This window comes from Rubneribacter sp., assembly GCF_965361815.1.
Genome location: NZ_CBDTNW010000073.1, coordinates 14,501 through 27,223, shown reverse-complemented (window position 1 = coordinate 27,223; position 12,723 = coordinate 14,501). Strand labels below are relative to the sequence as shown.

The window sequence follows — 12,723 nt, the reverse complement described above, 5'->3', positions numbered from 1 at the left end:
CTGTTCGCGCGAGTCAGGACTGTCCGAGCGACCGGGCGCCGCCGAGGGCGCCCCGGCTCAGGTGGAAAAGGCGGGTGAGTAACCGTGCGCAAGCTGGAAGAGGTCCTTAAAGATTGGGAGGCCGTCATCGGCCTGGAGATCCATGCCGAGCTCACCACGCTCGACACTAAGATGTTCTGCGGCTGCAAGCTGGAGTTCGGCGCCGAGCCCAACACGCACACCTGTCCCGTGTGCCTGGGGCTTCCGGGCGCGCTGCCCGTGCCGAACCGGGCCGCCATCGAGTCCATCGTGCTGGCGGGCCTGGCCACCAACTGCGACATCGAGAAGCATTCGATGTTCTACCGCAAAACCTACATGTACCCCGACATGTCCAAGAACTTCCAGACCACGCAGGGCCCTGTGGCCTTCTGCATGCGAGGCCATCTTGACTTGGACGTCGACGGCCCCGCCGCCAAAGAGCGCGTCGATCTGGACGGCCTTGAGGTTGGCGAGAGCCGCGGCAACGTCACGCGCACGGCGGACGGATATGTGGCGCACGTGGGCATCACGCGCATCCACATGGAGGAGGACGCGGGCAAGATGGTGCACGTGGGCGGCGGCGAGGGCCGCATCGCGGGTGCCACGCACTCGCTTGTGGACTACAACCGCGCGGGCACGCCGCTCACGGAGCTGGTCACCGAGCCCGATTTGCGCACGCCCGAGGAGGCGCGCCTGTTCATGCAGAAGCTGCGCCAGATCTACCTGGCCATCGGCATCTCGGACTGCTCCATGGAGGAGGGCAGCATGCGCTGCGACGGCAACGTGAGCCTGCGCCGTCGAGGATCCAAGGAGTTCGGCGTGAAGACCGAGCTCAAAAACATGAACAGCTTCAAGAACCTCCATGACGGGCTGGCGTACGAGATCTGCCGCCAGGCCGAGGTGCTGGAGGAGGGCGGCCAAATCTACCAGGAGACGAGGCATTGGGACCCCTCGGCCAAGCGCACCATCGTCATGCGCGTGAAGGAGACGGCCGACGACTACCGCCTGTTCCCAGAGCCGGATCTGGCGCCCTACAACCTGACCGACGAGTTCATAGAGGGCGTGCGGGCCAAGCTGCCCGAGCTGCCCGATCAGAAGGCGGATCGCTTCGAGCGCGACTTCGGCCTGAGCGCCTACGACGCGCGGCATCTGGTGGAGCATCGCGCAACGGCGGCGTTTTTCGAGGAATGCATGGGGCTTGCCGGGGCCGACGCCGCCAAGCTGGCCAAGCCGGTGGCCAACCTCGTCATCAACGACGTGACCGCATGGCTCAACGCCGACGCCGGCGCGCGCCTTGAGGAGTCGCCGCTCACGCCGGCGCGCGCCGTTAAGCTCATGCGCCTGGTGGCGGAGGACGCCATATCGTCCAAGCAGGCCAAAGAGGTGTTCGCCGCCGTGCTCGACGAGGATGCGGACCCTGCGGCCATCGTGGAGGCGCGCGGCATGCGGCAGGTGTCGGACGCTGGGGCCATCGAAGCCGTGGTGGACGCCGTGCTGGCCGCCAACCCCGACAAGGTGGAGCAGTACCGCGGCGGCAAGACGGGCCTCATCGGCTTTTTCGTGGGCCAGTGCATGAAGCAGACGCGCGGCCAGGGCAATCCGAAGGTCATCAACGAGCTTTTGGCGAAGAAGCTGGGGTAGGGCGCTGCGGGGCGAAAGCTCGCAAATTGCCGTCGAACTTGATCGGCGTTTCTGATAGGATTTCTCCATCAAGATCGGAGGAAGGGGGTCCTGTGGACTTCAACGAACTGCTCATCGGCGTCACCGGCCAGATCAGCGACTTTCTGTACACCTACATCCTGGTGATCCTGCTCGTGTTCACGGGCATTTACTTCACCGTCCGCACGAAGGCGGTGCAGATACGCTACATCAAGGACATGTTCACGCAGCTCACCGAGCGCAAGCATGTGGAGGGCAGCCGCTCCATCTCGTCGTTCCAGGCGCTCATGGTGTCCACCGCCAGCCGCGTGGGCACGGGCAACATCGCCGGCATCGCCACGGCGGTGGCCACGGGCGGCCCCGGCGCGGTGTTCTGGATGTGGGCCATGGCCGTGGTGGGCGCGGCGTCGGCCTTCGTCGAGTCCACGCTCGCGCAGATCTGGAAGGTGCGCGGCAAGGAGGGCGAGTTCCGCGGCGGTCCGGCGTACTACATCGAGCGCGCCTTGGGCCAGCGCTGGCTCGGCGTGCTGTTCGCCGTCCTGCTCATCATCTGCTACGCCTACGGCTTCAACGGCCTGCAGGCGTTCAACATGGCGAGCGCGCTCGAGTACTACATTCCCGACTACGCCACCAACGGCACGGCGGTGGGCTTGGGCATCGTGCTCGTGGTGATGACGGCGTTCGTCATCTTCGGCGGGTCGAAGCGCATCAGCGTCATCACCTCCATCATCGTGCCCGTCATGGCCGTCGCCTACATCGGGCTGGCCGTCGTCATCACCGTCATGAACATCGGGCTTGTCCCCGAGGTGTTCTCGGTGATCTTCGCCTCGGCGTTCGACTTCCAGGCCATCTTCGGCGGCTTCGCCGGATCGGTGGTCATGCTGGGCATCAAGCGCGGCCTGTTCTCCAACGAGGCCGGCATGGGCTCGGCCCCCAACGCCGCCGCCACGGCCAGCGTGTCGCACCCGGCCAAGCAGGGCCTCGTGCAGAGCTTGTCGGTGTACATCGACACGCTCGTCATCTGCACGTGCTCGGCGTTCATGGTGCTCATCTTCTACGTGCAGTCCGGCAACACCTTCGGCGACCTCAACGGCATGCCGCTCGTGCAGATGGCCGTGAACTCGGGCGTGGGCGAGATGGGCATCCACTTCGTCACGTTCGCCATCTTCGCGTTCGCGTTCTCCAGCCTCATCGGCAACTACTTCTACGCCGAGGGCAACATCCGCTTCATCACCAAGAGCACGGCGGCGCTCACGGTGTTCCGCGTCACCTGCCTGGTGGCCATCATGGTGGGTTGCCTGAACAACTTCACGCTGGCCTGGAACTTCGCGGACATCACCATGGGATTTATGGCCATAGTGAACCTGGTGTCCATCCTGCTTCTGGGCAAATGGGCCCTGCGCGCGCTCGACGACTACACGGCCCAGCGCAAGCGGGGCGAGGATCCGGTGTTTTTGGCGGAGAGCATCGAGGGGTTGCCGGCCACCGAGTGCTGGCACACCGAGGAGCTTAAGAATTACGGCGAGCCGCCGGTGCAGGAGTACCTGGACGAAGCGCTGGACACCGACAACGTCGGGTTGAAGTGAGGCAGCGCGGCGGCATGCGGGCGGCGGGGTTTTCCGCCGCCCGCGTTTTTCGGGGAGAGGAGCCCAGACGATGACCGACGACGAAAAGCGCCCGGGCGATTGGCAGCGGCGCGACTTGAGGGGCGGCGCCGACAACCTCGCCGGCGCGCCCGATTCCAGGAAATGGTACGATCAAACATTTTGGATCGTGTTTTTGCTGGTGGTGTTCTGGCCGGCGGGGATTGTGCTGGCTTGGCGAAGCGACTGGCATGTGGCGGCGAAGGTGCTGGCCACCGTGTTGGTGGCGGCGGCCGTGTGGGCGTCGTGGAGCATGTCGCAGGCCGTGCAGCAGATGCAGGCGGGGTGATCGCCGCCTTATGCGCCTCCGTTGAGGCGTCGGTTCGTTGCGATCTGTGCTGCGACCCGATTGAATCCCGGTTGAATCCCCTGCGTGGATTGGCTCCGTTCGCCGCGTGACCCTCGCGCGTATGCTCTTCGTGCGGTATCATTATCGCGAAACAGCGAACGACGATTTTCCCGGTATACGAGGTGAACGACATGACACGACTTCTGGGCGGCCGGACGGCCGTGCTGGCGGGCCACGGCTTCGACGCGTCCGGTCCGTATCTTCTGATCAACGACGTCGAGCGTGGGGAGCAGGTGCGCTTCCCGGTGCTGGGCGAGACGTTCTCGCTTCGGCGCCTGCCGCGCCGGCGCTGCGTGGGTCGGTTCGACCTGCAAACGCACGAGCGCAGCGTGTGCCCCCTGAACGTGGAGCTTTTGCCCGACGCGAAGGACACCATGTGCCCGGCCTGCGTGGAGGCGACGGGCTTCAACCCGTCGTTTTACTACGCGGACTTCGTGTCCGCCCAGCAGCGCGCCTATAACCTCACGCCGCACTTCGCGTATCTGGCGTACTTCTCGCCGCTGCACGTGAAGGCGGGCATCTCCAGTGAGACGCGAGGCATCGAGCGGCTGCTTGAGCAGGGGGCGCGCGCCGCGCGCATCGTGGGCCGGTTCCCCAACGCCGACGCGGCGCGCGAGCTGGAGGCCGCCCTGTGCGCCCAGCCGGGCGTTTTGGAGACGATGCGCGCCTCTTTGAAAACGAAGCTGCTGGTGGAAGAGCCCTACGACGCGGCCGAAGCCGCGCGCGTGCTTGACGAGGCGGCGGCGCGCCTGGGCGCTGTGGACGCGGTGGCGCAGGCGGGCTTCGCGCCCGAGGAGGTGCGCGACCTCTCGTCGCTGTATTTCGGCGGTCCTTCGCCCGACGTGCGCGACCTGCAGGTTCCCGAGGGGCATGACGGCGAGTGCGGCGGGCGCTGCGCGGGCATGGTGGGGGGCGTGCTCGTGTTCGAGCAGAACGGCGTCTGCTACGCCACGTCCGTCAAGGAGTGGGAGTCGCATGAGGTTGAGCTTCTGAAGGGCGAGGTCGTTTGCGAGTACGCCTTCGAGCCCCAGCAGTTCTCGCTGTTCTAGGGGCGCACCTCGCCGTTCGAGCAGAGTTCCTCGGATCGATTCCCGTTTCGGCCTTCGATCGCCTTTCTCGCCACCTCTGCCAAGCGCGGTCCTGGCAGGTAGGTGAGCGCCCGCTTTTGATCGATCCGAACGAGGTACCCACGATCTGCGAGGTCTGCGAGATCGTCGTGGCCTGTCGAGTACGCCACGGAGAACCGCTTGCGGTAGTCTTTTATGCTCGTCTCCTCGTAAGGATTGACTATCATGTCCAAAAGCAGGGAGCGCTGTCGCCCGTTGAGTTCTCGTGCGGTTGAAAGAGCCTGTTCAAAAACGCTTTCGTGAAATACGAGCGAATGCATGCACCTTTCGAGGCGGTCCAATTCGATTTCGCACACGCTTAGGATGAATTCCTGGTCGCCGGTGCAGTCGTATCCGGGTGCCCCGCTTCGAATGCGATCGTGATCGGGCAGGATGGGGCGGGGGAAGCGCCCGCTGTCGTAGGTTCCCTCGCGACAGCGTTGGACTGCTTCGCAAAACGCCAGGTATTCGAGCGCCGGATAGTTCGACGCCCTGAAATACATCGCACGCAGCAGAAAACCCACGCATGCGTTCAGGGCAGGCAGGGGACGATGGTTCTGCAGCGTTATCTCGAACTGCATGCCCTGGAGCACGGGGTGGAGTCCCTCCGTTGCGCGATCGCTCCCTCGGTGCATCTCGCATACGAGGTCGAGCACGTAGTCGCTTGTGAAGACTGACCGGTTGAATGTGCCGCAAGGGCGAAGGGGTTCGGCCCTCTCGACTCCATCCTCCCAAAGCGTTTCGCAGAGAAGCTCGATCAGCCCGCGCGTCGCGATCCGTTCCGGCAGGTTTTCGTAGGATTCGACGAAGCGGAGGAAGACGCGCTCTTCGAGAGTGCGGGGGGGGGGGGGCTTGTGGGCGGCGAGCTTGCGTGCGCGTTCGACGTCGATGCACAGGCCGTCCTGGCGAAGGACGGCCGCCATTTCGGGAGCCATGAGGCGCGCGATGGCCGAGGACTTGGCGCGCTTTGCCAGATCACAGCTTAGCTGGGAATTTCTGAACGATCGCTCGGAGATGCGACGGAGGCTCTCCTGCAGCTTCGTCGTAGAGGTGTACCAGAGTCTTTCCCCGGCGTCTTCCACCAGGTAGGGAGGGAAGGGCATGTCTTTGGCGCCGTGGGAGCGTATGGTGTTGGCTATGCGCCAAACCTGTTCGCGCGCCAGCCCCGCTGGCATGGTGAGGCCCTCGAACTCTTCCCACGAAACCCAGTGTTGCTCCATCCTCCTCCAAAGGCTGCGGAACTCGGTGCTCCCCAACGCTTCGACGATCTGTCTCTCTGCCGCTTCGAGCGCAGAGACGCCGCTTTTGTGCATGTTCCTCCTCGGTCGCCCCTTTTTGCGCGGTCGTCCTTCGCGGGCGAACGCCGCCGATTGGTCGGCAACTTGCCATTCTACCCCCGGCTGATCTTCCGGCATCCGGTGCCGTCTGCGCTATCGGATGTCGATACCCGGCTATCGCTTTCCGTGATGAGGGGCGCTATGGGCATCGTGCGTTCCGAACGCCCTTACGATGGTCGCGTTGTTTTCGCAACCGCATGAAGCAAGGAGGAAGATCATGAGGCAATCGATCGGAGCAATCGCATCGTCCAGGGTGTCCCGAAGGGGCTTTCTCGCAGGGGCAGGCGCCGTCGGCTTGGCTGCAGCCGGTGCGCTTTCGGGGTGCGGGCCCGTTTCCCCGGAGCAGTCGGCAGGCGATGTCGCGGTCGACGGCGTGCCCCAGACTTGGGACATGGAGTGCGACGTGCTGGTGTGCGGCGGTGGCGGCGCGGGCAGCGCGGTAGCCTACGCGGCCGCGGCCGAGGGCGCCGAGGTGCTCGTTTTGGAAAGCCGCGACATGACCGACCTGTCCTCCACGTGCATTTGCGCGGGCAACTACTTCGCCGTCGGCACCGACGAGCAGGAGGCGGCGGGCATAGAGGACGATCCCGACCTCGCCTTCGACGCCATCATGGAGTGGGGCTTGTGCGCCTACGGAAGCGGTCACGCCAATCGCGAGGAGGTTGTGCGGACCTATGTGGACAACAGTCGCGATGCTTACGACCTGCTGAAATCCCTTGGCATCGAATTTCCCGCGCCCATTCCCTACGACGGTATCGAGCCGCCCCGCGTGCATACCATCGACCCGGCGGCGATGCAACGGGCTTTGCTGGAGGGGGCCGAGCAGGCCGGAGCGACTGTTTTGCTCAACACCGAGTTCACCGACCTCATCGTGGATGGAAACGACATGGTGGTGGGCGTGCGTGCGAAAGATTCCTCGGGCGCGACCATCGCGGTGAAGGCGCGCAAGGGCGTGGCGCTTGCCACGGGCGGCATGTCGCGATGCCCCGACCTTTTGGACGAATGCATCCCCGGTTTGGGCGGCGTCGACGCGCTCTCGTGCGAAGGGCACACGGGTGCCGGTCATTACGCGCTGTTGGACATCGGCGGGGCCATTTGGGGTCGCAACGCCGAGAGCACCGTGGAGGGGGTTCCCGCAAGGGAGCCCGTGGTGGCTGGCCACGGGGTGATTATGGGAACGTACGGAGCCATCATCGTGGATATGGACGGCCTCCGTTACGTGGACGAGTCGAGCGCGTGGAGCGGAGAGCGCACCCGGGCCTTGCTTGCCAAAGGAAAGAACCCTGAGTGCGGGAAGTACTTCAACTGGCAGGTGTGGGACCAGGGCCTGCAGGACATGATGGGGGAGGATGACCTGTTCACGGTCAACGAGTCGAACATAGACACGTGCATCGTGGCCGACAGCGTGGAAGAGCTGGCGGAGAAGATGGGCGCCCCCGAGCTGCCCGCCACGTTGGCGAAGTACAACGAGGACATGAACAATGGCGGGGTGGACACGGTGATCCATCGCACGCCCGCCAGCACCGGAGCCTTGGCGGGGTCGCTCATGCCGCTTGAAGTGCCGCCCTTCTACGCGCGCGGCGGCATCCCCGTGCTGTCGTACACGACGACCTCGAGCTTTTACGTGAACGCCTCGTGCGAGGTGCTGAACGCGCGGTACCAGCCGGTGGGCGGGGGCCGTTTGCGCGCTGTGGGCGAGCTTGTCACGCGCTCTGTGACGGGCGACAAGTACATGACCGGCAGCTCGATCAGCACCTGCGTGGTGCTGGGCCTGGTGGCGGGCCGTAGCTTGGCCGGCTTGGAAGACTGGTAGGTCCGACGCGATCGTCCTGCGGGCCGGCGATCGACTTGCATCAGTCGTCGCCTCGGCATGCCCCTCGGCAAACGAGGGCGTGTCGGGGCGACGTGCTTTTTTGCGGTGCTTTCCGCATCACTCGACTGGGACTCGGTTCGAGATCCGGCGAGCGCGGGCTTTTGCCGACGGTGGTTTGGCGGCGAGAAGGCCCTCCGGTGGCGAGAAATCACCGAAATCGGAAAATAGTGCGCTCCCGCTTTTCCGTAGAAAAGGAAAAACGCCTGATCGGTGGACGCTCTGCACGATACAGGGGTCCATTCGCGTTGCCGCGCTTTCCGATTTCGGTGATTTCTCGCCACCGGAGGGTTCTCTGTCTTTTCTTCCTGGTGTGAAATCGGTCAGCTTCGACGTTAGTGGATTGACCGCTCTCGCGCCATGGCTGCTCGGGGCATTCCGCGACGCGCTCGCTCGCTTTCGTTGTCGTAGAATGATGCAAATCATGAAAATCCCCTTGCTTTAGTACTCTACTGTGGTAAAGTACCGAGCAGCAAGCGGCGCAGGTCGTTCGGGCAGCGAACGGCACGGTTGCTCGGACAACGAACGGCACGGATCGCTCGGATGGCGAGCGGCGCGGGTCGCTTCGTCTGCTGCGAATAGGCGGCGGGCAAGATAGACTTCGAAAAAGAAGGAAGGATGCTATGAAGGTTGCGACGCCGGCGGGCTTTCGGGATGTGCTGTGCGACGAAGCGCGTCAGCGCGAGGCTATTATGCGCGCGGTGCAAGACTGCCTCGATGCGCGTGGGTACGCTCCCATTGAAACGCCCACGCTTGAGGCGATGGATGTTATGCGGGCGGGAGGCCACCTGCCAGTTTCCCCGTTTAAGTTCTTCGATTCTCAGGGAGATCTTCTGGCTATGCGCCCTGACGTGACGCTGCAGGTGGCGCGCATGGCCGCCACGCGTTTTGCGGGGCAGATCGAGTCGCTGCGTCTACGCTACACGCAGCGGGTGTTTCGCGAGGCTGAGGCAAAACTGCAGGCGGCAGCGCGCGAGTTAACGCAGATCGGTATTGAGTGCATAGGGGAATCAGGCCCCGAGGCCGATGCTGAGGTGGTGGGACTTCTGGCCGAAACGCTCTCGCTTGCAGGGGTGCGCGACTGTACCTTGGCGCTTGCCACGGTGGGAGTGCTGCGCGCACTGTTGGAAGCCAGCGGGGCGCCGACGTGGTGGAAAAACCGGGTGCTCGGAGCGTATCACGCCTCTAACTTCGTTGAACTTGATCGCTTGACCGGCCCTCATGGCGCAGAACCAGAACTGGATGACCTTCTTCCTGGCGCAGACGCTGTCCGCGCATCGGTGCCTCCGGTATTCGCTGCGGCTATTCGCGCCTTGCCGCGTATTCGCGGTGGGCGGGAAGCAATTGAGGAGGTGCGCGCGCTTGTGGCTCCGCTTGGCTGCGAGGACGGCCTTGACGACCTGGCGCACACGTTCGATCTGCTCACCAAAGCCGGTCTGGCCGACTGCGTGTTGGTGGATTTTTCCATTATGAGTTCGTTTGACTATTATACGGGCATCGTGTTTGAGGCCTATGCTCCTGGGGTGGGCGCGCCCCTGGGCAGTGGCGGGCGCTACGATAATATGGCGGCCGCTTACGGCGAAGCGCGCCCTGCTGCCGGGTTTGCGTTTTTCCTGGAACAGGCCATGGCCGCCGCAGCCCGGCCCGCCGACGCTGTCGATCGGCCGTTGCGCATTGCGGTCCCCAAAGGCTCGCTGAACGCTGACGCCATAGCGGCGCTCGCCACTGCGGGCTTGGATGTGACCGGTCTGGAAAATCCTGGTCGCCAGCTTATTATCAGCAACCCCGGCGTGGACTACGTCATCGTGCGGCCCACCGACGCGCCCGTGTTCGTGGCGCTGGGCGCGGCCGACTGCGGCATCTGCGGCAAGGATTCGCTTTTGGAGGCCGATGCAGGCGTGGTGGAGCTGGTGGACTTAGGGTTTGGCGCATGCCGCTTTGTGGTGGCCGAACCTGCCGGTGCTGCTGAAGCGGTGTCCGCGCGTTTGCGCGAGCGCGGCTCCATCCGCGTGGCCACGAAGTACCCGCGCATCACGCAGGCCCACTACGCGGGGACCGGCACGCAGGTGGAGGTGGTGAAGCTCCACGGCAACATCGAGCTGGCGCCGCTCACGGGCATGGCCGAGCGCATCGTGGACATCACGGCCACCGGCACCACGTTGCGCGAGAACGACCTCGTGGTGGTCGAAGAGGTGCTGTCATCCACCGCCCGCTTCTTCGCGAACGCTTGCGCGTTTCGCACGGACGGGCGTATCGTACAATTGACCCAGGCGCTCGCCGGGGCCGCGCAGGCCCCCGCAAGCGGCATCGAAGCAGAACAGGAGTAAGCCATGCGTCGTGTCATCCTCCAACCGGGCGAGACCTTCTCAAACGCCCACCTCAAGCGCACGGGCGCGTTCAACGCGCAGGCGCTGGCCGCGGCAACCGACATCATCGAGGACGTGCGCGCGCGGGGCGACGCCGCGCTGCGCGAGTACACCGAGCGCTTCGACGGTGTGAAGGTGGAGAATTTCCGCGTGCCGCTGGCTGCTCTTGCCGAGGCGGGATCGCTGGTGAGCGAGGCCACGGTGCGCGCGCTGCGCCAGGCTGCCGACCAGATCCGCGACTTTCACGAGCGCCAGCGTCAGCAGAGCTGGTTTTCCGTGCGCGAGGACGGCGCGCTTGTGGGCTCTAAAGTGGAGCCGCTGGAATCCGTGGGCATCTACGTGCCGGGCGGGCGCGCGCTCTACCCCTCCACCGTCCTCATGAACGCGCTGCCCGCCGCCGTGGCGGGCGTGGAGCGCATCGTGTGCGTGACGCCGCCCGCGCCCGACGGCGGGGTGGATGCAGCTATTCTGGAAGCATGTCGCATTTCGGGTGTGACCGAAATCTACACGGTGGGGGGCGCTCAGGCGGTGGCCGCGCTTGCGTACGGCACGGAATCCATCGCCCCCGTGGCCAAAATCACCGGCCCCGGCAACGCTTATGTGGCGGCGGCAAAAAAGATTGTGTCGGGGGACGTGGGCATAGACATGATCGCCGGCCCCTCCGAGGTGTGCGTGGTGGCCGACGCGGCCGCGGACCCGGCGCTGGTGGCCATCGATCTTATGGCGCAGGCCGAGCACGACCCGCTGGCCGCGTGCTACCTGGTCACCTTCGACGAAGACTACGCCGATGCGGTGGAGCGCATGGTAAAGCGGCACCTCGCCTCGTCCACCCGTGCCGAGATTACGGCCGCCTCCCTGGCCGATCAGGGACTCATTGTGGTGTGCAACACCATGGAGCAGGCGATGGAAGCGGTGAACGTCATTGCTCCAGAGCACCTGGAGCTGCATGTGGACCACGCCCTCGACCTTCTGGGCGCCGTCCGCAACGCGGGCGCCATCTTCCTGGGCGCGTGGACGCCCGAGGCGGTGGGCGACTACGTGGCCGGCCCGAACCACACGCTGCCCACGGGCGGCACGGCGCGCTACGCCTCGCCGCTTTCGGTGGACGAGTTCGTGAAGAAGTCGAGCGTCATCCAGTACTCCTCCGCCGCGCTCGCCCGCGACGCCCGGGCGGTTATCGACCTCGCAACGCACGAGGGGCTGTGGGCGCACGCCAAGAGCGTGGAGATGCGCAAGAACCTGCTTGAGACCGGCAGCGTGTTCGGCATGGAGGCCGGCGACGCGGCGTCGGGCGGTGGGGCCGATGCGTAGCGTGCGCCCCGCCGCGCCCCAGCTGGCGGGCATGGAGCCCTACGACCCGAAGTACCTGCCGGCTGACGCCCTGCTTTCGGCAAATGAAAGCCCGTGGGAAGTGGATGAGGCCCTTCGCTGCGAGATCATGCGTGCGGTGGAAGCCGTGCCGCTCAACCGCTATCCCGACCCGCTGGCCAATGAAGTGCGCGATTCGCTGGCGCAGGAGTTCGGGCTTGCGCGCGATCAGGTGCTGGTGGGCAATGGCGGCGATGAGTTGCTGTTCAACGTGGCTCTTGCCTGGGGCGGGCCGGGTCGCACGTTTTTGAACCTGCCGCCTACGTTTTCGGTCTATGAGGCCAACGCGCGTCTTACGGGCACGACGGTGGTGAACGTGCCGCGCAGGGAGGATTTTTCCCTAGACGAGCAGGCGGTTCTTGCGCGCGTTTCGCAGGGAGATGTGGATTGCATCATTCTGACCAGCCCCAACAACCCTACCGGGCAGTGCGTGCCCGAAGAGTTTGTGCGCGAGCTTCTGGATGCGACCGATGCCCTTGTTCTTGTGGACGAGGCGTATGGTGAGTTTTCAGGACGCAGCGTGGTGCCGCTGCTTGCCGAGCACCGCAATCTGCTGGTGCTGCGTACGTTTTCGAAAGCGTACCGGCTTGCGGGTGCGCGCATGGGCTATGTCTTGGGGGATCCTGAGGTGATCCAGGAGTTGGTGAAGGTGCGTCAGCCATATTCGGTGAATGCGGTGTCGCAGGCTATTGCCCGTGTGGTGTGCCAAAACCGCGCCTCGTTCGCCGACGGCATTGCGCTTACCGTCGCGGAACGCGAGCGCGTGATGCGCGAGCTTGCGCACATTCCAGGTGTGGAAGTGTTTCCGTCGGATGCGAACTTTGTGTTGGTTCGCATGGAGGGTGCGTCTGGCGTATGGGAGGACCTCTATGCGCGCGGTGTGCTCGTGCGCGACTTCTCTCGCGCGCCACGCCTAGAGAATTGCCTGCGCGTGAGCATTGGTTCGCCGGATGAGAACAATCGCTTCCTGCGCGCGTTGCGCGAGGTTGTGGAAGAGAGGGAGTGAC

At 64.8% G+C, this 12,723-nt stretch carries 9 protein-coding genes; 8 read left to right on the top strand and 1 reads right to left on the bottom strand.

Annotated elements, in window-relative coordinates; translation table 11 throughout:
• Nucleotides 1-84 precede the first annotated feature (84 nt).
• The 4 genes from gatB to ACWKY3_RS05620 all read left to right on the top strand — a co-directional run bounded on the left by gatB (nt 85) and on the right by ACWKY3_RS05620 (nt 4,718).
• The gene (gatB, locus tag ACWKY3_RS05635; protein WP_449315447.1) at nt 85-1,659 is read left to right on the top strand and encodes an Asp-tRNA(Asn)/Glu-tRNA(Gln) amidotransferase subunit GatB; all 1,575 of its coding nucleotides are present in this window, start codon (nt 85-87) and stop codon (nt 1,657-1,659) included.
• A 92-nt stretch (nt 1,660-1,751) separates the two neighbouring features.
• A complete protein-coding gene (locus ACWKY3_RS05630) occupies nt 1,752-3,263 on the top strand; it encodes an alanine/glycine:cation symporter family protein (RefSeq protein WP_449315446.1) in 1,512 nt (503 codons plus the stop codon).
• Nucleotides 3,264-3,333: 70 nt separating this feature from the next.
• On the top strand, nt 3,334-3,609 hold the full coding sequence (locus tag ACWKY3_RS05625) for a holotricin-3 (RefSeq protein ID WP_449315445.1): 276 nt from the start codon (nt 3,334-3,336) through the stop codon (nt 3,607-3,609).
• A gap of 191 nt (nt 3,610-3,800) precedes the next feature.
• Nucleotides 3,801-4,718, top strand: coding sequence for a DUF2797 domain-containing protein (locus tag ACWKY3_RS05620; RefSeq protein WP_449315444.1), 918 nt, complete (start codon nt 3,801-3,803; stop codon nt 4,716-4,718).
• On the opposite strand, the gene ACWKY3_RS05615 is transcribed toward ACWKY3_RS05620, so the two are convergent.
• Nucleotides 4,715-5,995 (bottom strand): hypothetical protein, encoded by a 1,281-nt coding sequence (locus ACWKY3_RS05615; protein ID WP_449315443.1) that lies wholly within the window; start codon nt 5,993-5,995, stop codon nt 4,715-4,717. The genes ACWKY3_RS05620 and ACWKY3_RS05615 overlap by 4 nt on opposite strands.
• A 334-nt stretch (nt 5,996-6,329) precedes the next feature.
• On the opposite strand from ACWKY3_RS05615, the gene ACWKY3_RS05610 reads away from it, so the two are divergent.
• From ACWKY3_RS05610 to hisC, 4 genes are all read left to right on the top strand, one after another.
• Nucleotides 6,330-7,925, top strand: coding sequence for an FAD-dependent oxidoreductase (locus ACWKY3_RS05610; RefSeq protein WP_449315442.1), 1,596 nt, complete (start codon nt 6,330-6,332; stop codon nt 7,923-7,925).
• Nucleotides 7,926-8,605: 680 nt separating this feature from the next.
• Nucleotides 8,606-10,309: an ATP phosphoribosyltransferase gene (gene hisG, locus ACWKY3_RS05605; protein ID WP_449315441.1), complete on the top strand. Its 1,704-nt coding sequence runs from the start codon at nt 8,606-8,608 to the stop codon at nt 10,307-10,309.
• A gap of 3 nt (nt 10,310-10,312) precedes the next feature.
• Complete coding sequence (gene hisD, locus ACWKY3_RS05600; RefSeq protein ID WP_449315440.1) at nt 10,313-11,659, top strand: histidinol dehydrogenase; 1,347 nt, start codon at nt 10,313-10,315, stop codon at nt 11,657-11,659.
• Nucleotides 11,652-12,722: a histidinol-phosphate transaminase gene (gene hisC, locus ACWKY3_RS05595; protein ID WP_449315439.1), complete on the top strand. Its 1,071-nt coding sequence runs from the start codon at nt 11,652-11,654 to the stop codon at nt 12,720-12,722. Before hisD ends, hisC begins: the two co-directional genes overlap by 8 nt.
• Nucleotide 12,723 lies beyond the last annotated feature (1 nt).